The organism is Aeromonas sp. V90_14 (assembly GCF_029967615.1).
GTDB classification, from domain to species: Bacteria; Pseudomonadota; Gammaproteobacteria; order Enterobacterales; family Aeromonadaceae; genus Aeromonas; species Aeromonas hydrophila.
In genome coordinates, this window is the sequence record NZ_JASCAS010000044.1 from 40,711 (window position 1) to 62,695 (window position 21,985).

General features: G+C 59.2%; 16 protein-coding genes. 10 read left to right on the plus strand and 6 right to left on the minus strand.

The window, feature by feature from the left end; translation table 11 throughout:
• Nucleotides 1–77: 77 nt before the first annotated feature.
• A complete protein-coding gene (locus tag QLG02_RS17955) occupies nucleotides 78–566 on the plus strand; it encodes a cell division inhibitor (protein WP_045525145.1) in 489 nt (162 codons plus the stop codon).
• A 410-nt stretch (nucleotides 567–976) separates the two neighbouring features.
• On the opposite strand, the gene QLG02_RS17960 is transcribed toward QLG02_RS17955, so the two are convergent.
• Nucleotides 977–2,500, minus strand: a complete 1,524-nt coding sequence (locus QLG02_RS17960) for a fumarate hydratase (protein WP_024944465.1) — start codon at nucleotides 2,498–2,500, stop codon at nucleotides 977–979.
• Nucleotides 2,501–2,796: 296 nt separating this feature from the next.
• Here QLG02_RS17960 and pabB point away from each other — a divergent pair, with 296 nt between their 5' ends.
• From pabB to QLG02_RS17975, 3 genes are all read left to right on the plus strand, one after another.
• On the plus strand, nucleotides 2,797–4,083 hold the full coding sequence (gene pabB, locus QLG02_RS17965) for an aminodeoxychorismate synthase component I (protein WP_282465854.1): 1,287 nt from the start codon (nucleotides 2,797–2,799) through the stop codon (nucleotides 4,081–4,083).
• Between the two features lie 47 nt (nucleotides 4,084–4,130).
• Nucleotides 4,131–4,697, plus strand: a complete 567-nt coding sequence (locus tag QLG02_RS17970) for a CoA pyrophosphatase (protein ID WP_041217442.1) — start codon at nucleotides 4,131–4,133, stop codon at nucleotides 4,695–4,697.
• 215 nt (nucleotides 4,698–4,912) lie between these two features.
• Nucleotides 4,913–6,211: a serine/threonine transporter gene (locus tag QLG02_RS17975; RefSeq protein ID WP_011706270.1), complete on the plus strand. Its 1,299-nt coding sequence runs from the start codon at nucleotides 4,913–4,915 to the stop codon at nucleotides 6,209–6,211.
• Between the two features lie 417 nt (nucleotides 6,212–6,628).
• Here the strand turns inward: QLG02_RS17975 and sstT are convergent, their stop codons facing one another.
• Nucleotides 6,629–7,879 carry a serine/threonine transporter SstT gene (sstT, locus tag QLG02_RS17980; RefSeq protein ID WP_011706271.1) on the minus strand — a complete coding sequence of 417 codons (1,251 nt, stop codon included), beginning with the start codon at nucleotides 7,877–7,879 and terminating at the stop codon, nucleotides 6,629–6,631.
• Between the two features lie 337 nt (nucleotides 7,880–8,216).
• Here sstT and QLG02_RS17985 point away from each other — a divergent pair, with 337 nt between their 5' ends.
• From QLG02_RS17985 to QLG02_RS18000, 4 genes are all read left to right on the plus strand, one after another.
• Nucleotides 8,217–10,145, plus strand: coding sequence for an ATP-dependent DNA helicase RecQ (locus QLG02_RS17985; protein ID WP_282465792.1), 1,929 nt, complete (start codon nucleotides 8,217–8,219; stop codon nucleotides 10,143–10,145).
• Between the two features lie 566 nt (nucleotides 10,146–10,711).
• Nucleotides 10,712–12,634 carry a PrkA family serine protein kinase gene (locus QLG02_RS17990; protein WP_011706273.1) on the plus strand — a complete coding sequence of 641 codons (1,923 nt, stop codon included), beginning with the start codon at nucleotides 10,712–10,714 and terminating at the stop codon, nucleotides 12,632–12,634.
• A gap of 23 nt (nucleotides 12,635–12,657) precedes the next feature.
• Nucleotides 12,658–13,929, plus strand: a complete 1,272-nt coding sequence (locus QLG02_RS17995) for a YeaH/YhbH family protein (protein ID WP_016350566.1) — start codon at nucleotides 12,658–12,660, stop codon at nucleotides 13,927–13,929.
• 10 nt (nucleotides 13,930–13,939) lie between these two features.
• Nucleotides 13,940–15,457 (plus strand): SpoVR family protein, encoded by a 1,518-nt coding sequence (locus QLG02_RS18000; protein ID WP_011706275.1) that lies wholly within the window; start codon nucleotides 13,940–13,942, stop codon nucleotides 15,455–15,457.
• 65 nt (nucleotides 15,458–15,522) lie between these two features.
• Here the strand turns inward: QLG02_RS18000 and fadR are convergent, their stop codons facing one another.
• A complete protein-coding gene (gene fadR, locus QLG02_RS18005) occupies nucleotides 15,523–16,236 on the minus strand; it encodes a fatty acid metabolism transcriptional regulator FadR (RefSeq protein WP_282465793.1) in 714 nt (237 codons plus the stop codon).
• Between the two features lie 333 nt (nucleotides 16,237–16,569).
• On the opposite strand from fadR, the gene nhaB reads away from it, so the two are divergent.
• Nucleotides 16,570–18,150 carry a Na(+)/H(+) antiporter NhaB gene (gene nhaB, locus QLG02_RS18010; protein ID WP_282465794.1) on the plus strand — a complete coding sequence of 527 codons (1,581 nt, stop codon included), beginning with the start codon at nucleotides 16,570–16,572 and terminating at the stop codon, nucleotides 18,148–18,150.
• 85 nt (nucleotides 18,151–18,235) lie between these two features.
• Nucleotides 18,236–18,757 carry a disulfide bond formation protein DsbB gene (gene dsbB / locus QLG02_RS18015; RefSeq protein ID WP_016350563.1) on the plus strand — a complete coding sequence of 174 codons (522 nt, stop codon included), beginning with the start codon at nucleotides 18,236–18,238 and terminating at the stop codon, nucleotides 18,755–18,757.
• An 86-nt stretch (nucleotides 18,758–18,843) separates the two neighbouring features.
• Here the strand turns inward: dsbB and QLG02_RS18020 are convergent, their stop codons facing one another.
• The 3 genes from QLG02_RS18020 to uvrB all read right to left on the minus strand — a co-directional run bounded on the left by QLG02_RS18020 (nucleotide 18,844) and on the right by uvrB (nucleotide 21,933).
• Nucleotides 18,844–19,497: a DedA family protein gene (locus tag QLG02_RS18020; protein ID WP_011706279.1), complete on the minus strand. Its 654-nt coding sequence runs from the start codon at nucleotides 19,495–19,497 to the stop codon at nucleotides 18,844–18,846.
• Between the two features lie 157 nt (nucleotides 19,498–19,654).
• Nucleotides 19,655–19,924 (minus strand): DUF1232 domain-containing protein, encoded by a 270-nt coding sequence (locus QLG02_RS18025; RefSeq protein WP_224480379.1) that lies wholly within the window; start codon nucleotides 19,922–19,924, stop codon nucleotides 19,655–19,657.
• Nucleotides 19,921–21,933: an excinuclease ABC subunit UvrB gene (uvrB, locus tag QLG02_RS18030; RefSeq protein WP_029303152.1), complete on the minus strand. Its 2,013-nt coding sequence runs from the start codon at nucleotides 21,931–21,933 to the stop codon at nucleotides 19,921–19,923. Before uvrB ends, QLG02_RS18025 begins: the two co-directional genes overlap by 4 nt.
• Between the last annotated feature and the right edge of the window lie 52 nt (nucleotides 21,934–21,985).

The following is a 21,985-nucleotide window of genomic DNA, read 5'->3' on the forward strand; positions in this document are numbered from 1 at the left end:
CACAAATGGCTTGTCACTGGCACCAACAGCAACTACTGTATACGCATACAGCATGGTTATTCATACAGGACAAACATATGAGCCAGCCCATGAGTCAGCACCCCATCACCACCTCAGCCGGTATGAGCAATCCCTGGCCCACCCGGCATCAAGGCAACATGGATGATGAGCGTTACAGCGCAACGATTGCCCATGAAGCCCCGCTGCTTGATGAGCTGGTGAGACTGAGCCATGGTGATACGGGCTGGATCCTGTTGATTGCACCACCCGGTCTGCCAGTAGCCAAGCAGCTGCAGGCTCAGGGGATCAATCCCGCCAGAGTATTGGTGCTGCACAGCCCCAAGATCAAAAACTGGCAGCGTACTCTGGAACAGAGTCTGGGCAACGGCCGCTGCGCCGCCGTGCTGACCTGGCTGCCGGAGCAGGTCATGCTGGATCGCGCCAAGTTGAGCAAGCTAGGACAACGCTGCGGGGTACTGACCCGTTTCTTCGAGCCGGCCGCATCCTCTCCCGTCCACAGTGGTTCACTGGTCTATGGCGGGCAGGATGTCTATCTCAACCACTGACAGGTACCAAGAGTGCGAGGAGACGCCTTGTAGGACTGGCTGCTGAGTTGAACGGGCTTTTCGCTGGGCGCTGAACAGCCCAGCAATCACTGAGTGACAAGAGCCCTACAACCATCAGGCAACAGAGGCAAGTGCCTGCCGACAGACGGAAGTGGAAGCCGGCATGAAAGCGAGGCGCAGAGCCCCTCACACCGAGCACAGTTGGCAGTTGGCAGTTGGCAGTTGGCATGACTCAGTCGATTGCACGCAGACCAAAAGAGAAGGCGACCCTGGGGTCGCCTTCGTTCTGTCTGTTATGGCTGCAGCTGTATAACGGTGGTATCGATAACAGTCACGCGCCGTGTCCGCTCACGCTGAGCCTCGAGACAAGTCTCCAGACCGTGAGTGAACAGCCATCAAACAGCTTTCGCTCACGCCAGTTTGCCGTCGAGCTCGGCAATCTTGGCAGACCAGTAAGCCGGGCCTGTCTCATGGATATTGTTGCCCTGAGAGTCGACCGCCACGGTCACCGGCATGTCTTCCACCTCGAACTCATAGATGGCTTCCATACCCAGATCGGCAAAGGCCACTACCCGCGCCTTCTTGATGGCCTTGGCCACCAGATAGGCGGCGCCGCCGACGGCCATCAGATAGACAGCCTGGTGCTGCTTAATGCTCTCGACCGTCTTGGGGCCTCGCTCGGATTTGCCGATCATGCCGATGAGGCCGGTTTCTCCCAGCATCATGTCGGTGAACTTGTCCATCCGGGTTGAGGTAGTCGGGCCGGCCGGGCCGACCACTTCGTCACGCACGGCATCGACCGGGCCGACGTAATAGATGAAGCGGTTGGTGAAGTCGACCCCTTCCGGCAGCCCCTCACCTTTTTTCAGCATGTCGGCAATGCGTTTGTGAGCGGCATCGCGACCGGTCAGGATCTTGCCGGAGAGCAGCACGGTATCCCCGCTCTTCCAGCTGGCAAGCTCTGCCTTGGTGATGCCGTCGACATTGACACGGCGCACGTTGCCGCCAGCCGAGCGGGTGATCTCCGGCCAATCTTCCAGCTTCGGCGGAGTCAGCTCGGCCGGGCCGGAGCCATCCAGTTCGAAGTGCACGTGACGGGTCGCCGCGCAGTTGGGGATCATCACCACCGGCTTGGAGGCAGCGTGGGTCGGCGCAGATTTCACCTTCACATCCAGCACGGTAGTGAGACCGCCGAGGCCCTGGGCACCGATCCCCAGCTTGTTGACCTTGTCGTAGAGCTCGACCCGCAGCTTCTCTTCGGTGGTCTCCGGACCACGGGCGATCAGCTCCTGGATGTCGATATGCTCCATCAGGGCCTCTTTGGCCAGTACGGCCGCCTTCTCGGCAGTACCGCCGATGCCGATCCCCAGCATGCCCGGTGGACACCAGCCGGCGCCCATGGTCGGTACGGTTTTTAGCACCCACTCCACCACGTCGTCGGAGGGGTTGAGCATCACCATCTTGGACTTGTTCTCGGAGCCGCCGCCCTTGGCCGCGATGCTCACTTCCACCTTGTCACCCGGGATCATGTCGATGTGCACCACGGCCGGGGCATTGTCCTTGGTGTTCTTGCGACTGCCGGCGGGGTCGGCCAGCACGGAGGCGCGAAGCGGGTTGTCCGGATTGGTGTAGGCACGGCGGGTGCCCTCGTCCACCATCTCCTGCACCGTCATGTCGCTGTCCCACTGCACCTGCATGCCGATCTTGACGAAGCAGGTGACGATGCCGGTATCCTGACACAGGGGGCGATGCCCTTCGGCGGACATGCGGGAGTTGATCAGGATCTGGGCCAAGGCATCCTTGGCGGCCGGGTTGATCTCGCGGTCATAGGCTGCCTTGGCGGCCTGCACGAAATCGAGGGGGTGGTAGTAGGAGATGTACTGCAGGGCGTCGGCGATGGAATCGATAAAATCCTGTTTTTTAATGATGCTCATATCATCCTCACTGGTCCTTGTCTCCGGCGCGATGCAGAGCAAGGGCTTCCATATGAGCCGTGCTTCGGTGGGGTGGTGCCAGGCGGCTTGCCTGTCGGCCCGATAAGACAACGGCGTGTTTTTTCTAAAAATTCCGGCGGCTATGATACGCTTGCCACCCCCGTACCGGCTAGGGAGCAGGCTGTAAACTGTTGCCTGTGTAACAAAAAATGAAACCAACGCTGCATATCCACCATTTTGATCACCAGACGGCGCTCCATGCCCTGTTCGCACGCCTTCATCATCTGCCCTGGGCCATGTTGCTGGAATCCGCCGGCCCGCTGGGCGCGGACAACCGCTTCGACATCATCACCGCCGATCCGCTGGCCACTTTGCAGACCGAGGGAACGCTGACCCGCATCGCACAGGGAGATCAGCACGAATCCCATGAAGATGATCCGTTGACGCTGCTGGCCCAACGCCAGCACGCGCTGCTGGGAGAGGTCATCAGTCAAGCGACCCCCCTGCCCTTCATCGGCGGTGCTCTCGGCCTGTTTGGCTATGATCTGGGCCGCCGTTTCGAGCGTCTGCCGAGCCTGGCCGCCCGTGACGTGACCATCCCGGACATGGCAGTCGGCATCTATGACTGGGCCCTGCTGCGGGACGTGGCAACGGGCCAGTGGCAGCTGGTGCACTGGGGCGATGAGGCCGGCCTTGCCCGCCGCCTGCAGTGGCTCAAGGCGCAGCAGGCAACCGTCACTGAGCCCTTTGCCTTGCAGGGAAAATGGCAGAGCAACATGAGCCGCGCGCAATACGGTGACAAATTTGCCAAGGTCCAGGCCTATCTGGCCGCCGGGGACTGCTATCAGATCAACCTGACCCAGCGCTTCAGCGCGCCCTATCGGGGCGACGAGTGGCAGGCCTATCAGGCGCTGTCACAAGCCAACCGCGCCCCCTTCTCGGCCTTCCTGCGCTTGCCGCAGGGCGCCATATTGAGCCTCTCCCCCGAGCGTTTCCTGTTGCTCGACCAGCGCCATATCGAGACCAAGCCCATCAAGGGCACCCGTCCGCGACTGGCCGACCCAGCGCTGGATCAGGCCAGTGCCCTGGAGCTGGCTAGCGCCGACAAGGACAGATCGGAAAATCTGATGATCGTGGATCTGCTGCGCAATGACATCGGCCGGGTGAGTCGGCCCGGCTCGGTCAGCGTGCCCAGCCTGTTTGCGGTAGAGTCCTTTCCGGCAGTGCATCACCTGGTGTCCACCATCCACGGCGAGCTGGACGCCCAGTGGCAGGCAGTGGATCTCCTGCGCGCCTGTTTCCCCGGCGGCTCCATCACCGGCGCCCCCAAGATCCGGGCCATGGAGATCATCGAAGAGCTGGAGCCCCAGCGGCGCAACGCCTACTGCGGCAGCATCGGCTATCTGAGCCAGCATGGCCGGATGGATACCAGCATCTGCATCCGCACCCTGATCGCCGCACAGGGCCAGCTCCACTGCTGGGCCGGTGGCGGCGTCATTGCCGACTCCGAGGTGGACGACGAATATCAGGAAACCTATGACAAGGTGGCCCGCATTCTGCCGCTGCTGGACACACTACGTTGAAAACCTGACAAAATGGATCACAGCAACTGGAGCGAAGAAGAATCGAGATGGACCGTGCCGAACTGCTGACCCGCTTTTTATTGCAACGCCCCGCCCCCGCCCACCGGCTGACGGTGGCCGGGCTCAAGCCCGCCGCCGTGCTGCTGCCGCTGGTCGAGCGGGCCGACGGTCTGCAACTGCTGCTGACCCGGCGCAGCCCGCACCTGCGCCACCACGCAGGGCAGATAAGCTTCCCCGGTGGCAGACAGGATCCGGACGACCGGGACCTGATCCACACGGCGCTGCGGGAAACCCAGGAAGAGCTCGGCATCGTCCCTGCCCAGATAGAGGTGCTGGGTACCCTCACGCCCCTCAACACCGTCTCCCAATACGACGTGCTGCCGGTGCTGGGGCTGGTCACGGCCGACTATCAGCTCACCTTGAGCCGGGACGAGGTCGACCAGGCTTTCGAAGTGCCGCTCAACCACCTGCTGGATCCACGCCACCATATCGCGCTCACCATCCCCAGAGCCGATCACCTGCACACCATCTACTGGATCCCCTGGCAACACCATTTCATCTGGGGCGCCACCGCCAGCATGATCCGCCAACTCTATCGGCAACTTGCCATATAACATTTTGCCTACAAAAGGTTGTGCAACATTCGCGCATTAACATTAAACTAACGTAGGTTTTTATAAAAAATAATTGATTAATTCTTCTTTCGATCACATTTCCACAAAAGAATGCGGGTTTGAGCCCCATAAAGGTGAATTTGATCAACATTTTTGATTAAAAAAACCGTATCCTTGCGCCGATTCAATAAAAACCACAATTCGGGGTGAGACACATGTCTAATACTGTCACCGGCGCACAGGACGTTGCGACCTCACAGGAGCAAGGAACCCGCTCCATCCAATCGCGTGGTTGGACCAAACAAGACACCAGCTGGGTGATCAGCCTGTTCGGCACCGCCGTCGGCGCCGGCATTCTGTTTTTGCCCATCAACGCCGGCATGGGTGGCTTCTGGCCACTGGTGGTGATGGCGCTGCTGGTCGGCCCCATGACCTACCTGGCCCACCGCGGCCTCGCCCGCTTCGTACTCTCCTCCAGCAGACCCGATGCCGACATCACGGAAGTGGTGGAAGAGCACTTCGGCGTGGGTGCCGGCAAATTGATCACCCTGCTCTACTTCTTCGCCATCTACCCCATAGTGCTGATCTACGGGGTGGGCATCACCAACACGGTTGAGAGCTTCATGGTCAACCAGTTGCAGATGACGGCGCCCCCGCGCTGGATCCTCTCCATCGTGCTGATCATGGGCATGATGTCGGTGATGCTGGCCGGTGAAAAACTGATGCTGAAGGTGACCGAGTTCCTGGTCTACCCGCTCATCGCCATCCTGGTGGGGATCTCCTTCTATCTCATCCCGGACTGGACCGGCGCGGCCCTCTCCCAGATGCCGTCCGGCAAGGACTTTGCCATCACCCTGTGGCTGACCATTCCGGTGCTGGTGTTCTCTTTCAACCACAGCCCGGCCATCTCCAGCTTCTCGCTGGCCCAGCGTCGCGATCACGGCGAACACGCGGTCGAGAAATCTGACGCCATCCTCAAGCGTACCGCCACCATCCTGCTCGGTTTCGTGATGTTCTTCGTCTTCTCCTGCGTGATGAGCCTGACCCCGGCGCAGCTGGCAGAAGCCAAGTCCCAGAACATCGCCGTGCTCTCCTACCTGGCCAACCAGCACGCCAGCCCCATCATCTCCTACTTCGGCCCGTTGGTGGCGTTCGTGGCCATCGTCTCCTCCTTCTTCGGCCACTACCTGGGTGCCCGCGAAGGCCTGAAGGGGATGATCGTCCAGAACCTGCGCAAGTCCGGCAAGGAGCCGAACCACAAGAAGGTCGAGATGTTCATCATCGCCTTCTTCATCCTGACCCTGTGGGGCACCGCGGTGATCAACCCCTCCATCCTCGGCATGATCGAGTCGATGGGCGGCCCCATCATCGCCACCATCCTGTTCATCATGCCGATGTACGCCATCAAGCGCGTGCCGGCCATGGCGAAGTATCAGGGCCATATCAGCAACGTCTTCGTGGCTGTGATGGGGATGACGGCCATCTCCGCCATCCTCTACCAACTGCTCGGCTGACACTCGGCCATACCAGCAACAATGCCAGCCGGGTAACCGGCTGGCATTTTTTTATGGTGCCAACAGCAGCCGATGATGGCTCTCCGGCAGGCGAGCATGCACAGGCATGTTGGCCGATGCGCCACTCGCATAACATCGTCCAAGCTCCCCATCCCGACGATTCCCCCTTTTCTCTCGTCATCCTCCCTTCAACGGCAACCGACAATGGCTGACCCATGGCCCATGCAGCCTTATACAAGCCGGTGCCACACAGCCTGCCTGGCAAGGCGTTCCTCCGGGCTCTTGATGCGCCCACTGCATCAACTTCATCCGGCCCCCTCATCTCCTGCAGATGCGGACCGGACCAGCCCCCAGACCGCCAGACAATAAAAAACGCCCTCGAATGAGGGCGTTTTCAGTGCGGTGAAGGCTGTACTATCAGGCTTCGCTGTTGGGCACCGGCGCGGCATCCAGCAGGGTTTCATCTTCGGCCATGCAGGCCGCGGCGGTAAACAGCACGTCGGTGGAGCTGTTGAGGGCAGTCTCTGCAGAATCCTGCAGTACCCCGATGATGAAGCCCACGGCGACCACCTGCATGGCGATGTCGTTGCTGATGCCAAACAGGCTGCACGCCAGCGGGATCAGCAGCAGGGAGCCGCCGGCCACGCCGGACGCGCCGCAGGCACTGATGGTGGCGACCACGGAGAGCAGAATGGCGGTCGCCAGATCCACTTCCATCCCCAGGGTGTGTACCGCCGCCATGGAGAGCACGGTGATGGTGATGGCGGCACCGGCCATGTTGATGGTGGCACCCAGCGGGATGGAGACCGCATAGGTGTCTTCCGGCAGGCGCAGCTTCTCGGCCAGCGCCATGTTGACCGGGATGTTGGCGGCGGAGCTGCGGGTAAAGAAGGCGGTCACGCCGCTCTCTTTCAGGCAGGTCAGCACCAGTGGATAGGGGTTGCGCTTGATCTTCCAGAACACGATCAGCGGGTTGACCACGAAGGCGATGAACAGCATGCAGCCGATCAACACCACCAGCAGTTGGGCATAGCCGAACAGGGCGTCAAAACCGGTCTCCGCCAGGGTGGAGGCAACCAGGCCCAGAATACCGAGCGGCGCGCAGCGGATCACCGCTTTCACGATGGTGGAGACGCCGTGGGACAGGTCGGTGATCACCGCCTTGGTCCCCTCGCTGGCGTGGCGCATGGCGATGCCAAGGCCGATGGCCCAGGCCAGAATGCCGATGTAGTTGGCATCCAGCAGCGCCTTGACTGGGTTGGTCACCACGTTGAACAACAGGGTCTGCAGTACCTCGGTGATGCCGCCCGGCGGGGTGATCTCGGCACTGTTGGCCACCAGATGCAGGTTGGAGGGGAACAGGAAGCTGGCCACGACGGCGACCGCAGCAGCCAGGAAGGTACCCAGCAGATAGAGCAGCAGGATCGGTTTCATGTTGGTCTTCTGGCCCTGCTTGTGGCCGATGATCGCCGCCATGACCAGTACAAAGACCAGCAGCGGGGCGACCGCCTTCAGGGCGCCGACGAACAGGCTGCCGAGCAGACCCGCCGTTTTGGCCCATTCCGGCATGAACATGGCAAGGAGGATACCGAAGACCAGACCGACCAGGATCTGGCTAACCAGGCTGGTACTGTTGACCAGTCTTACGAGGGGGTGTTGTTGTGTCATCAAATAGTCCCTGAGCACCGAAGTGCGTGAATCATTAGTCCTGTTGGCAACCGCTACGCCAGGCGACACCCATGTCACGGCTGGCGTCATCTGTCCCGGCAAGCCTTCTGTTGAGCCTGTCCGGTAACACACGGGATTGCGGACAAGGAATATCCCATCTGCAACCGCTTTTTTCCATATAATCACTGAAAAATATCCGGTTTACCTCACAAAAAAACCACAACAATGCGATAACACAATATCAACAGCATTCAAATGGATGCCGTTTTCCCTCGCTTGGCCATCCAGACACTCCCCGGCGGTGGTATCATGACGGTTTTTGCGCTGGAGCCCTGCCATGATCTCATCCCTGTTGACCCGTCACTTCGGCTTCGATCGGTTAAGACCGGGACAGGAGGCGGTGATCAGCCGATTACTGGCCGGCCAGAGTGCCGCCGCCATCTTTCCCACCGGCTCCGGCAAGTCCCTCTGTTATCAGTTGCCGGCGCTTGCCCTGCCCCATCTGACCCTGGTGATTTCGCCGCTGATCGCGCTGATGCACGATCAGCTCGCCTTCCTTCGCAGCAAGGGGATCGCCGCCGCCACCCTCGACTCGAGCCTGACGCCGGAGGAGAGCCGCCGGGTGATGCAGCAGGCCAGCGATGGCCAGCTCAAGATCCTGATGATCTCGGTGGAGCGGCTCAAGAACGAACGCTTTCGCCGTTTCATCCAGCAGGTGCCGCTGTCGATGCTGGTGGTGGACGAGGCCCACTGCATTTCGGAGTGGGGCCACAACTTTCGCCCCGACTATCTCAAGCTGCCGGATTACCGCCGTGAATTGCAGATCCCGCAGGTGTTGCTGCTGACGGCCACCGCCACCCCGGCAGTCATGGCCGACATGCAGGCCAAATTCGAGATCGAGGATGAGGGACTCATCGTCACCGGTTTTTATCGCGCCAACCTGGACTTGGCCGTGGTACCGCTGCCTGACGAGGCTCGAGATGGCTGGCTGCATGCCGAACTGGTTCGTGACCCCACCGCGCCGACCATCATCTATGTCACCCTGCAGCACACCGCAGAGCAGTGCGCCTCCCGCTTGCAACAAGCCGGGATCAGGGCGAGCGCCTATCACGCCGGGCTCGATGCCACCCTGCGCAGCCAGATCCAGCACGACTTCATGGCCGGCAAGCTGGACTGCATCGTGGCGACCATCGCCTTCGGCATGGGGATCGACAAGGCCGACATTCGCCGGGTGATCCATTACGATCTGCCCAAATCCATCGAAAACTACAGTCAGGAGATAGGCCGCGCCGGCCGGGATGGTCTGCCTTCCCGCTGCATGGTACTGGCCAATCGCAGCCAGTTGCCGGTGCTGGAAAACTTCGTCTATGGCGACACTCCGGACAGAGCGGCCATCGTCACCTTGCTCGAGATCCTGCAGCAAAGCGGCAGTGAGTGGGAATTTGGCTTGCTGCGCCTCTCCAACGACACCAATATCCGCCAGCTGCCGCTCAAGACCCTGCTGGTCTACCTGGAGATGGCGGGCATCATAGCGCCGGCCTACAGCTATTTTGCCGAATACCGCTTCAAGTTCGTGCTGGACAAAGCCGACATCCTGGCCCGGTTCAATCCGGCACGACGCCAGTTTCTGGAGCAAGTATTCGCCAGTGCCCCGCAGGCGCGCAGCTGGTGCACCATGGACTTCGAGGCGCTCTGGCAGGGTTATCAGGGAGAACGGTCGCGGGCCGCTGCCGCGCTGGATTATCTGCAGCAGCAAGGCTGGATTGAGCTGGAGAGCAAGCAGATGACCGAGGTCTATCGGGTGCAACAACAAGATCTGGACATAGCACCGCTGGCCGATCAGCTGCACGGGCTGTTTGAAAAGAAAGAACAAAGCGAGCTGGCGCGTCTGCAGGCATTGCTGGGTTTCTTTACCTCCAGCAGTTGCCTGAGTCATGAGCTGGCCCGCTACTTTGCCGATCAGGCCGCGCCCACCCATTGCGGGCACTGCTCGGTCTGTCGGGGAGAGGTGGCGCAGCTTCCCTCCTTACCCAGCCGGACACTCCCCAATGAACAGGGGCTCAGAGCCTGGTGCGATCCACTGGTGGCCCTGTGTCACAGTCGGGATCCCCGCATCCTGACGCGTTTCCTGTGTGGCATCACCACCCCGCTCACCACCCGGCTCAAGGCCAGAAGCCTGGCTGGATTCGGCCAGCTGGCGTCCCACCCCTTTGCCGATGTGCTGGCGGCCGTATCCCGCATTTATGCCGCTCACCAACAGGGATAAACGACTTAAACATCGTGTAGAGCCCCAAAAAAATAAGACCCTCGCATCTGCGAGGGTCAAGCCAACGGAAACGTGCTTAAACAGAGCTTTGTATCAGCAACCAGCCACTCTCTTGCTAAAGCGCTGACTGCCTGACACAGGGCCAATCTAGAGCAGTCGCAATGTAGCGTCAATGTAAAAATTAGAGCTAAAACACCAAACAAAACACCTTCCGTGCACGTAAACGTAACACCGGTTCGTCTCGTCTACACCCTGCCCCTTGCCCCGTCTGTGCTGCAGCCAGTCTCCCAAATAAACGCGATGTCATTTCCATTTTCTGACAAACATTTATTTTTTATGTCTTTGACATTTACCTCACTATCGTGGCAAAAATAATTTAACAGTCAGTAACATAGGTGTGTCACTGATTGCGCCTTCCCGCATTGGGTCGGGAAGTACCCTTGCAAATTTAAACCAATAGTTGGTGATGGATTACTGGGGGCTGTTGACTAGGCTTAATGAGGTAAACAGAACAAAAGTAGTGATCCACTCTTTTCAGGGTAAGCGACTATAACGAGGGCAAAGTTATGGGCATCTTCGAGCATTATCAACAGCGATATGAGAAAGCCAGGGAAGAGGAATACACCATCCAGGAATTTCTGGATATGTGTAAGCAGGACAAATCCTGCTACGCCTCCGCCGCCGAGCGTTTGCTGGTCGCCATCGGTGAACCGGAAATGATCGACACCTCGGTCAACCCCAGACTCAGTCGCCTTTTCTCCAACCGCGTCGTGGCACGCTATCCCGCCTTCAAAGATTTCTACGGCATGGAAGAGGCCATCGAACAGATTGTCTCCTATCTCAAGCACTCAGCTCAGGGCCTGGAAGAGAAGAAGCAGATCCTCTATCTGCTGGGGCCGGTTGGCGGTGGTAAATCCTCGCTGGCAGAGAAGCTCAAATCCCTGATGCAAAAAGTGCCTGTCTATCGCATCAAGGGTTCACCGGTCAACGACCACCCCTTCTGCCTGTTCGACATCGAAGAAGATGGCGAAATTCTGGAGAAGGAGTACGGCATTCCGCGCCGTTATCTGCGCCCCATCATGTCCCCCTGGGTCGCCAAACGACTGCACGAGTTTGGTGGCGACATCACCAAGTTCAAGGTGGAGAAGGTCAATCCCTCCATCCTCGACCAGATCGCCATCGCCAAGACCGAACCGGGCGATGACAACAACCAGGACATCTCCTCTCTGGTCGGCAAGGTGGATATCCGCATGCTGGAGCACTTTGCCCAGGATGATGCCGACGCTTACTCCTACTCGGGCGCGCTGTGCAAGGCCAACCAGGGGATCATGGAGTTCGTCGAGATGTTCAAGGCGCCCATCAAGGTGCTGCACCCGCTGCTGACCGCCACCCAGGAGGGCAACTACAACGGGACCGAGGGGCTCTCCGCCCTGCCCTTCGACGGCATCCTGCTGGCCCACTCCAACGAATCCGAGTGGCAGCAGTTCCGCAACAACAAGAACAACGAGGCTTTCCTCGACCGGGTCTACATCGTCAAGGTGCCTTACTGCCTGCGCGTGTCGGAAGAGGTGAAGATCTACGAGAAGCTGCTGGTCAACAGCGAACTGACCGATGCCAAGTGCGCCCCGGGCACCCTTGAACTGCTGGGCCAGTTCTCCGTGCTGTCACGCCTCAAGGAGCCGGAAAACTCGAGCCTCTACTCCAAGATGCGGGTCTATGATGGCGAGAGCCTCAAAGACACGGATCCCAAGGCGAAGAGCTATCAGGAGTATCGCGACTACGCCGGGGTGGATGAAGGGATGAATGGCCTGTCGACCCGCTTCGCGTTCAAGATCCTCTCCCGCGTCTTCAACTTCGACCACGCGGAAGTGGCAGCCAACCCGGTGCACCTCTTCTATGTGCTGGAGCAGCAGATCGAGCGCGAGCAGTTCCCGCAAGAGCTGCATGATCGCTACCTTGAGTTCATCAAGGGCTATCTGACTCCACGTTATGTTGAGTTCATCGGCAAAGAGATCCAGACCGCCTACCTCGAGTCCTACTCCGAGTACGGTCAGAACATCTTCGACCGCTACGTCACCTACGCCGATTTCTGGATCCAGGATCAGGAGTACCGTGACCCTGAGACCGGCCAGCTGTTTGACCGCGCGTCGCTCAACAGCGAGCTGGAGAAGATTGAGAAACCCGCCGGGATCAGCAACCCGAAAGATTTCCGCAACGAAATCGTCAACTTCGTGCTGCGTGCCCGGGCCAACAATGCAGGCCGTAACCCCAACTGGACCAGTTACGAGAAGCTGCGCACCGTGATCGAGAAAAAGATGTTTTCCAACACGGAAGAGCTGCTGCCGGTTATCTCCTTCAACAGCAAAACCTCAGCCGAGGAGCAGAAGAAGCACGATAACTTTGTCGAACGGATGATGGAGAAAGGCTACACCCGCAAACAGGTGCGACTGCTCTCCGAATGGTATCTCAGGGTACGCAAGTCATCCTGACCCTGACTGTTCAAGGGGGAGTTATGGCGCATTTTATCGACCGCAGGCTCAACGGCAAAAACAAAAGCGCTGTCAATCGGCAGCGCTTCATCCGCCGCTACAAGAAGCAGATCAAACAAGCGGTCTCTGATGCTGTCTCCAAGCGCAGCATTCAGGACGTAGACACAGGCGAGAGCATCAGCATCCCGACCAAGGATATCGGCGAGCCCCATTTCCATCAGGGGCAAGGCGGCAAACGGGAGATGGTGCATCCCGGCAATGACCAGTTCGTCTCCGGCGACAAGATTGACCGCCCCAAGGGAGGAGGTGGCGGTCAAGGCTCTGGCGAAGGGCAGGCTTCCAATCAGGGAGAAGGGGCGGATGACTTCGTCTTCCAGATCTCCAAGGATGAGTATCTCGATCTGCTGTTTGAAGATCTCGAGCTGCCTCGGCTGCAGAAAACCCAGCTCAACCAGCTGATGGAAGTCAAAACCTACCGGGCGGGCTACACCTCCAACGGGGTGCCGGCCAACATCAACGTGGTGCGTTCGCTGCAAAATTCGCTGGCCCGTCGGATGGCCCTGCAGGCCGGCAAGAAGCGCCAGCTGCATGAGCTGGAAGATAGGCTGGCCCTGCTGGCGGCAGATCCCAACGAACATTTTGCCGAAATAGCCCAGCTCGAGAAGGAGATCAGGGAGCTGAAAAGACGGATCGACGCTGTCCCGTTCATCGACACCTTCGATCTCAAATTCAACAACTTCGTCAAGCGGCCCGTCCCCTCCAGCCAGGCGGTGATGTTCTGCTTGATGGACGTGTCGGGCTCCATGGATCAGGCCACCAAGGAGATGGCCAAGCGCTTCTACATCCTGCTCTATCTGTTCCTGAGCCGGACCTACAAAAACGTCGAGGTGGTCTATATCCGCCACCATACCCAGGCCAAGGAGGTGGACGAGCATGAGTTCTTCTACTCCCAGGAAACCGGCGGCACCATCGTCTCCAGCGCCCTCAAGATGATGAACGACATCATCAACGAGCGTTATCCTGCCCATCAGTGGAACATCTATGCGGCGCAAGCCTCGGATGGCGACAACTGGGCCGACGACTCGCCACAGTGCAGGGAGATCCTGGCGCGGGACATCATGCCGCGCGTGCGGTACTACTCCTATATCGAGATCACCACCCGTGCCCACCAGACGCTGTGGCACGAATATGAATCGGTCGCCAGCGAGTTCCCCCACTTCGCGATGGAACACATACGCAAGGTAGAGGATATCTATCCGGTATTCCGGGAGCTGTTCAAGAAGCAAGCGGCGTGAGGGAGGTCATATGGTAGAAACCGCAAGAAAAGTCGCACCGCTGGACGATGGCCCGGACTGGAACTTCGACCTGCTGGACATTTACCATCAGGAGATAGCCCGGGTCGCCAAGTTCTATCGACTGGATACCTACCCCAACCAGATCGAGGTGATCACGGCAGAGCAGATGATGGATGCCTACTCCAGCGTCGGCATGCCCATCGGTTATCAGCACTGGTCATTCGGCAAGCGCTTCATTCACACCGAGCGCAACTACAAACGTGGCCAGATGGGGCTGGCCTACGAGATCGTCATCAATTCGGATCCCTGCATCGCCTATCTGATGGAGGAGAACACCATGCCGATGCAGGCACTGGTGATGGCCCACGCCTGCTACGGCCACAACTCCTTCTTCAAGAACAACTATCTGTTCAAGACCTGGACCGATGCTTCCTCCATCATCGACTATCTGCTGTTCGCCAAGAACTACATCACCGAGTGTGAAGAGAAACACGGCATCGATGCGGTGGAAAAGCTGCTCGACTCCTGCCATGCCTTGATGAACTTCGGGGTGGATCGCTACAAGCGGCCCCAGAAGATCTCGCTGGCCGAAGAGAAGCGGCGCCAGAAGGCACGGGAAGACTATCTGCAGACCCAGGTCAACGAGCTGTGGCGAACCCTGCCCAAACAGCACAAGGCCTCCGGGGTGGAAGACAGACGCTACCCGGCTGAGCCACAGGAGAATATTCTTTACTTCATCGAAAAGAATGCTCCTCTGCTAGAGCCCTGGCAGCGCGAAATAGTGCGTATCGTGCGCAAGATCAGCCAGTACTTCTATCCGCAAAAGCAGACCCAGGTGATGAACGAAGGGTGGGCCACCTTCTGGCACTACACCATCCTCAATCACCTTTATGACGAGGGCAAGATCAGCGATCGCTTCATGATTGAGGTGCTGCACAGCCACACCAACGTGGTCTACCAGCCCCCCTACAACAGCCGCTACTACTCGGGGATCAACCCCTACGCCCTCGGCTTTGCCATGTTTACCGACCTGCGCCGTATCTGCGAGAACCCGACCGAGGAGGACAGATACTGGTTCCCCGATTATGCCGGCAGCAACTGGGTCGATACCCTGCATTTCGCCATGCAGAACTTCAAGGATGAGAGCTTCATCAGCCAGTTCCTCAGCCCCAAGGTCATGCGCGACATGAAGCTGTTCGCCATTGATGACGACGATCTGAAGAACTATCTCAAGGTCTCGGCCATCCATAATGACGAGGGCTACCGCCAGGTGCGCAACACCCTGTCGGCTCAATACAATCTGAGCAACCTGGAGCCCAACATCCAGGTATTCAATGTGGCAGTGAAGGGCGATCGCTCGCTGACGCTGCGCTACGTGCCGCACAACCGGATCCCGCTGGGTGACTCCCGGCACGAGGTGCTCAAGCATCTGCACCAGTTGTGGGGGTTCGATGTGGTGCTGGAACAGGACAACGGTGAACTTCCTGCCGATATCATCGGGCGTTGCCCGGAGAAAAAACCGGCTTGAGCAAGCAGCTCATCCACCATAAAAAAACGCGCCATTTGGCGCGTTTTTCTTGCATCAGAATCCGATTAGTTGTCGCACAGATTGCTCGGCATGTCCTGACGCAGACGGGTCCACAACTTGCCTGACTCGATGCCGTACTGGCGTACCGTCATGAACACGGCTTCGTGATTCTTGGTCTCGGCCAGGTTCAGCAAGGTCTTGTAATAGGCATCGGCTGCTTCACGGGCCTGCTTGTCGGAAAAATAGTAACGTCCAACCCGGCTGTACAGCCCCTTGAAGCCGTTGAGGATCAGGGCATAAATCGGGTTGCCTGAGGCAAAGGAGAGCTGGTGGTGCAGGCGATAATCAAACTCGGCATACGCTTCCGGGGAGTTCTCTACCGCGTCGGCACCGCGCAGGATCTCGGCGGCTTGCTCCGGATTGTTGCGGATCGCGCCACGAATGAAGATGGTGCAGATGTTGGTGCGCGCCGACAGCAGCTGGGCTACCAGATCCGGCACCTTGTCCTGATCCAGCTTGGCCAGGGTCTCCAGAATGTTGAGACCAGAGGTTTCCCAGAAGTTGTTCACCTTGGTCGGTTTACCATGCTGGATGGTGAGCCAGCCATCACGGGCCAGACGCTGCAGCACTTCACGCAAGGTGGTTCGAGTCACACCAATCAGCTCGGACAGCTCACGCTCGGCCGGCAAGATGGATCCTGGAGGAAAGCGATTGTTCCAGATGGACTCGATGATATATTCCTCGGCAAACCCTGCAGGGCTCTGCGCTTTTATGACCATGTAGTGACTCTGTTGTAGTACGTAAAAAGGCTCACGAATAATAGCAAAGCAGGGAGGGCTGGCAAGCAGAAGGTCGGTCCTCTGCTCACATAAGCAGGCCATTTTGTTAAAAATATGTATTGATTCCTGCAATGGGTGTCAGCCAACCCCATCGATTGGCGATAAAACGGCCAATCTCGTGGGCAAGGCCGACTATGTTATTTATAGTTAATGCTCTTTTTGATTAAAATCATGAGGAATCAATCTGATAAGGGACAACATCCGGATGTTCTGGTCGAGCCTGTCTTGACTGCATAGACGCAGATACCAACCACAACACAGAGACTCATTATTATGCCAATCAGCTTAGGGCAAGCCTTTGCCAGGAACTTTCTGGGCAATGCGCCCCAGTGGTACAAGGCCGCTATTCTTCTATTTCTGCTGATCAACCCGATCGCCTTTTACCTCGATCCCTTCATCGCCGGCTGGCTGCTGGTCATCGAGTTCATCTTCACGCTGGCCATGGCGCTCAAGTGCTATCCGCTGCAACCCGGCGGTCTGCTGGCCATCGAGGCGGTGCTGATCGGCATGACCTCGGCCGAGCAGGTAAAACATGAGCTGGTGGCCAATATCGAGGTACTGCTGCTGCTGGTCTTCATGGTGGCCGGCATCTATTTCATGAAGCAGCTGCTGCTCTATGTGTTTACCAAGCTGCTGATCCGGATCCACTCCAAGACCCTGCTTTCATTGGCATTTTGTCTGGTCTCCGCCTTCTTGTCGGCCTTCCTCGACGCCCTCACCGTGATCGCCGTGGTGATCAGCGTCGCCACCGGCTTCTACGCCATCTATCACAAGGTCTCCTCCGGCAAGGAGTTCGGCAACCCGCACGATCACACCGATGATGACGCCGTCAATGAACTCAATCGCCAACATCTGGACGACTTTCGCGCCTTCCTGCGCAGCCTGATGATGCATGCCGCGATCGGTACCGCCCTCGGCGGTGTCTGCACCCTGGTAGGAGAACCGCAGAACCTGATCATCGGCGAGCAGGCGGGCTGGAACTTCGGCGAGTTTGCCATTCGCATGTCTCCGGTCACGGTACCGGTATTCATCTGCGGTCTGCTCACCTGTGTTCTGGTCGAAAAGTGCCGCTGGTTTGGCTATGGTGCCAAGCTGCCGGACGCGGTACGCCGCATCATGGAGGATTACAACCGCTATGAAGAGGCCGGACGTACCGCCCAGGACAAGGCCAAGCTCATCGTGCAAGCAGCGATCGCCCTCTGGCTGATCCTGGGGCTGGCCATGCACCTGGCGGCGGTGGGCCTCATCGGCCTGTCGGTCATCGTGCTGGCCACCTCGCTCACCGGCATCACCGAAGAGCACTCCCTCGGCAAGGCATTCCAGGAGGCACTGCCCTTTACCGCCCTGCTGGCCGTCTTCTTCAGCGTGGTCGCCGTCATCATCGATCAGCAGCTGTTCAAGCCGGTGATCCAGTGGGTGCTGGCCGCCGAGCCGGACGCCCAGCTCGCGCTCTTCTATCTGGCCAACGGCCTGCTCTCCATGGTCAGTGACAATGTCTTCGTCGGTACCGTCTACATCAACGAGGTGAAGACGGCGCTGCTCAACAACGCCATCAGCCGCGAACAGTTCGAACTGCTGGCCGTGGCCATCAACACCGGGACCAATCTGCCGTCGGTGGCCACTCCCAATGGCCAGGCCGCCTTCCTGTTCATGCTGACCTCGGCGCTGGCACCGCTGCTGCGCCTCTCCTACGGGCGCATGGTGTGGATGGCGCTGCCCTATACCCTGGTGCTGGGACTGGTGGGTTTCTTCTCGGTAGAGATACTGCTCGGGCCGCTCACCGACTGGTTCTATCAGGCTGGCTGGTTGGTGCTCGACAACGTCACGCCGACGGCGCTGCCCGCCCTGCATTGATGCCATAAGGGCCCATGCGGGCCCTTTCCTTTTGGCCCCTGCTCTGCTCTAATTCAGCCACTGTTTTTTCTGTGAGATCAACCAGATGATAGAGTTTCTGCGCCGTATTGCCGCCCATCGCCTGGCCTGGAGTCTGCTTGCAGCCTCTGCCCTGTTCCTCGAGTTGAGCGCCCTCTTCTTCCAGCATGTGCTGGGCCTGCATCCCTGCGTCATGTGCGTCTATGAGCGGATCGCCACGCTGGGAGTCCTCACCGCAGGGCTGCTCGGCATGGTGGCACCGCAGAAATGGTACGTGCGCTGGAGCGCTCTGCTGTTGTGGGGCTCCAGTGCCTTCTGGGGCCTGAAACTGGCGCTCAAGCATGTGGATTATCAGGTCAATCCCTCCCCCTTCAACGTCTGCGAAGGCTTTGTCGACTTCCCGAGCTGGGCGCCGCTGGATCAGTGGATCCCCTGGATGTTCTACCCGGATGGCGATTGCAGCGAGGTCACCTGGCAGTTCCTGAGCTTCTCCATGCCTCAGTGGCTGGTGGCCATCTTCGCCGCCTACCTGCTGGTGTTCGTTGTGGTGGCCATCGGCAATCTGGTCAAGGGTCGCTGCTGCAGCTAAGCCCGATAGCAGTATAAAAAAGAAGGGAGCCGGTGGCTCCCTTCTTTTTTATGTCATTCGGCTTCATCAGCCAGGCAGCAGGGTGCTCAGGAAGCCGCCTTGCTGGCGTTCATTCTGGCCTTCACCATGCCGATCACCATGGGCAGCAGCGAAATGCCGATGATGCCGAAGATGAGCAGGGTAAAGTTCTGACGCACCACCGGCAGATTGCCAAAGAAGTGACCGGCATAGACGAATGAAAGGACCCACAACAGACCGCCCACCAGATTGAACGCCAGGAAGCGCGGGTAGGTCATGGCGCCCATGCCCGCCACGAAGGGCGCGAAGGTGCGCACGATGGGCAGGAAGCGGGTGATGATGATGGTCTTGCCGCCATGCTTGGCGTAGAAGGCATGGGTCTTGTCCAGGTAATCCCGCCGGAAGATCTTGGAGTCAGGATTGCGGAACAGCTGCTCGCCGAAGAAGTGACCTATGGTGTAGTTCACCACGTTGCCGAGTACCGCGGCGATGATCAGCACGGCGGCCAGGGTATGCACATCCAGCACGCTGCCCACGGTGAGCGCACCGGCGGCAAACAGCAGGGAGTCGCCCGGCAGGAAGGGGGTCACCACCAGTCCGGTCTCGCAGAAGATGATCAGAAACAGGATGGCATAAACCCAGATCCCATAGTTTTCAAACAGCTCTTTCAAGTGCACGTCAACGTGCAGGATAAAATCAATCGCAAACAGGATCAGATCCATTTTCTCATACCCATAAAGTGAACGGCGTGGAGTCTACGCCAATGCATTGAGCGCCACAATCTCCCCCACCATGCTCTTTTCTTATCACGCCCAAACACAACCGGCATGACACTTTTCGTCAAATCGACGGCGATGCAGCGGGCACGGCCAAGTCGGCCTACTCCCGCTCGGTGAGCGCCGCCCTCACAACACCGGGCAGGCATAACTCCCAACCCCACAACAAGAGCAGCAACAGGGTCGCATCGTCGAGCCAACCAACGAATGGCACCACATCGGGGATGAGATCCAGCGGGCTGATGCCGTAGAGCAGGACCAGGATCACCAGCCCCCTGGCCCACCAGGGGGTATCAGGGTGACGAAAACCCCGATAGAGGCGGCGCAAACGCCGCCAGATCAGCCAGCGTCTGGCGCCCGGCAAGGCACTCAACTCTCGATCAACTCGTTGCGCAGCCGCTGGATCTGGTCCCGCAGCGCTGCCGCCTGCTCGAACTCCAGATCCCGTGCATGCTGGAACATCTGCTCTTCCATCCGCTTGATCTCCTTGCTGATCTCGCTGGCGGAGCGAGCATGGTACTCCCCTTGCGGCTCGGCGGCCTTGCGACTGCCCCGCCCGCTCTTGCCCGCACTGCGACTGCCTCCCATGTCCATCACATCCCCCACCGACTTGTTGAGCCCCGTCGGGGTGATGCCATGTTCCTGGTTGTGGGCGTGCTGCAGGGCACGGCGCCGCTCGGTCTCTTCGATCGCCACCTGCATGGAGTTGGTGATGGTATCCCCGTAGAGAATGACCTTGCCGTTGAGGTTGCGCGCCGCCCGGCCGATGGTCTGGATGAGCGAGCGGGTGGACCGCAGGAACCCCTCTTTATCTGCATCCAGGATCGCCACCAGCGAAACCTCCGGCATATCGAGCCCCTCCCGCAACAGGTTGATCCCCACCAGCACATCGAACTTGCCGAGACGCAGATCGCGAATGATCTCCACCCGTTCGACGGTGTCGATGTCCGAGTGCAGATAACGCACCCGCACCTCGTGATCCGCCAGGTATTCGGTCAGATCTTCCGCCATCCGCTTGGTGAGGGTGGTGACCAGCACCCGCTCCTCCACCGCCACCCGTTTGCGGATCTCGGAGAGCAGGTCGTCCACCTGGGTGGTAACCGGCCGCACCTCGATCTCTGGGTCGAGCAGGCCGGTGGGGCGCACCACCTGCTGCACCACATCGCCACCGGACTTCTCCAGCTCGTAGGGGCCAGGGGTGGCCGAGACAAACACCGTCTGCGGCATCAACGCCTCGAACTCGTCGAACTTGAGCGGCCGGTTGTCGAGCGCCGAGGGGAGCCGGAAGCCGTACTCCACCAGGGTCTCCTTGCGGGATCTGTCCCCTTTGAACATGGCGCCGATCTGCGGCACCGTGACGTGGGATTCGTCGATGATGAGCAGGCCATCCCCCGGCAGATAGTCAAACAGGGTGGGCGGTGGCTCGCCGGGCGCGCGACCGGAGAGGTAACGGCTGTAGTTTTCAATGCCCGAGCAGTAGCCCAGCTCCTGCATCATCTCGATGTCGAACTGGGTGCGCTGGCTGATACGTTGCTCTTCCACCAGCTTGCCCAGCGACAACAGCTGCTCACGGCGGCTCTTGAGCTCCTCCTTGATGTGCTCGATGGCCCCCAGAATGGTCTCGCGCGGGGTGGCATAGTGGGTCTTGGGATAGATGGTGTAGCGCACCACCGTCTGCTCGATGGCGCCGGTCAGCGGATCGAACAGGGAGAGGCGTTCCACCTCCTCGTCAAACAGCTCCACCCGCAGGGCCAGCTTGTCCGATTCGGCGGGGTAGATGTCGATCACCTCCCCCCGCACCCGAAAGGTGCCGCGCTGAAAGGCCATGTCGTTGCGGGTGTACTGCAGCTCGGCGAGACGGCGCAGGATATCCCGCTGATTGATCAGATCCCCCACTTTCAGGTGCAGCATCATGCTGAGGTAGGCTTGCGGATCCCCCAGACCGTAGATGGCCGACACCGAGGCGACGATCACCACGTCGCGGCGCTCCAGCAGCGCCTTGGTGGCCGACAGCCGCATCTGCTCGATGTGATCGTTGATGGAAGCATCCTTCTCGATGAAGGTGTCGGTGGTCGGCACGTAGGCTTCCGGCTGGTAGTAGTCGTAGTAGGAGACGAAATACTCCACCGAGTTGTCGGGGAAGAACTCCTTCATCTCGCCATAGAGCTGGGCCGCCAGGGTCTTGTTGGGAGCCAGGATCATGGTAGGGCGATTGAGGGTGGCAATGACGTTGGCCATGGTGAAGGTCTTGCCCGAGCCGGTCACCCCGAGCAGGGTCTGATGGGCAAGGCCGGATTCGATGCCATCGAGCAGCTGGGCGATGGCCCTTGGCTGATCCCCGGCGGGTTGAAACTGGCTGGCCAGCTGGAATAACTTGCTCATGACGACTCCCGGCAAAAAAACGCAAGAGCAGAAGTGTACTCCGAGATGGGGT

What these genes read in the sequence shown, in the direction of transcription:
- QLG02_RS17990 (WP_011706273.1), top strand. Translation starts at nt 10,712, where the DNA reads ATGGGCATCTTCGAGCATTATCAACAGCGATATGAGAAAGCCAGGGAA.
- QLG02_RS18020 (WP_011706279.1), bottom strand. Translation starts at nt 19,497, where the DNA reads ATGGATCTGATCCTGTTTGCGATTGATTTTATCCTGCACGTTGACGTG.
- QLG02_RS17975 (WP_011706270.1), top strand. Translation starts at nt 4,913, where the DNA reads ATGTCTAATACTGTCACCGGCGCACAGGACGTTGCGACCTCACAGGAG.
- QLG02_RS17985 (WP_282465792.1), top strand. Translation starts at nt 8,217, where the DNA reads ATGATCTCATCCCTGTTGACCCGTCACTTCGGCTTCGATCGGTTAAGA.
- QLG02_RS17955 (WP_045525145.1), top strand. Translation starts at nt 78, where the DNA reads ATGAGCCAGCCCATGAGTCAGCACCCCATCACCACCTCAGCCGGTATG.
- sstT (WP_011706271.1), bottom strand. Translation starts at nt 7,879, where the DNA reads ATGACACAACAACACCCCCTCGTAAGACTGGTCAACAGTACCAGCCTG.
- fadR (WP_282465793.1), bottom strand. Translation starts at nt 16,236, where the DNA reads ATGGTCATAAAAGCGCAGAGCCCTGCAGGGTTTGCCGAGGAATATATC.
- nhaB (WP_282465794.1), top strand. Translation starts at nt 16,570, where the DNA reads ATGCCAATCAGCTTAGGGCAAGCCTTTGCCAGGAACTTTCTGGGCAAT.
- uvrB (WP_029303152.1), bottom strand. Translation starts at nt 21,933, where the DNA reads ATGAGCAAGTTATTCCAGCTGGCCAGCCAGTTTCAACCCGCCGGGGAT.
- dsbB (WP_016350563.1), top strand. Translation starts at nt 18,236, where the DNA reads ATGATAGAGTTTCTGCGCCGTATTGCCGCCCATCGCCTGGCCTGGAGT.
- QLG02_RS17995 (WP_016350566.1), top strand. Translation starts at nt 12,658, where the DNA reads ATGGCGCATTTTATCGACCGCAGGCTCAACGGCAAAAACAAAAGCGCT.
- QLG02_RS18000 (WP_011706275.1), top strand. Translation starts at nt 13,940, where the DNA reads ATGGTAGAAACCGCAAGAAAAGTCGCACCGCTGGACGATGGCCCGGAC.
- QLG02_RS17970 (WP_041217442.1), top strand. Translation starts at nt 4,131, where the DNA reads ATGGACCGTGCCGAACTGCTGACCCGCTTTTTATTGCAACGCCCCGCC.
- QLG02_RS17960 (WP_024944465.1), bottom strand. Translation starts at nt 2,500, where the DNA reads ATGAGCATCATTAAAAAACAGGATTTTATCGATTCCATCGCCGACGCC.
- pabB (WP_282465854.1), top strand. Translation starts at nt 2,797, where the DNA reads ATGTTGCTGGAATCCGCCGGCCCGCTGGGCGCGGACAACCGCTTCGAC.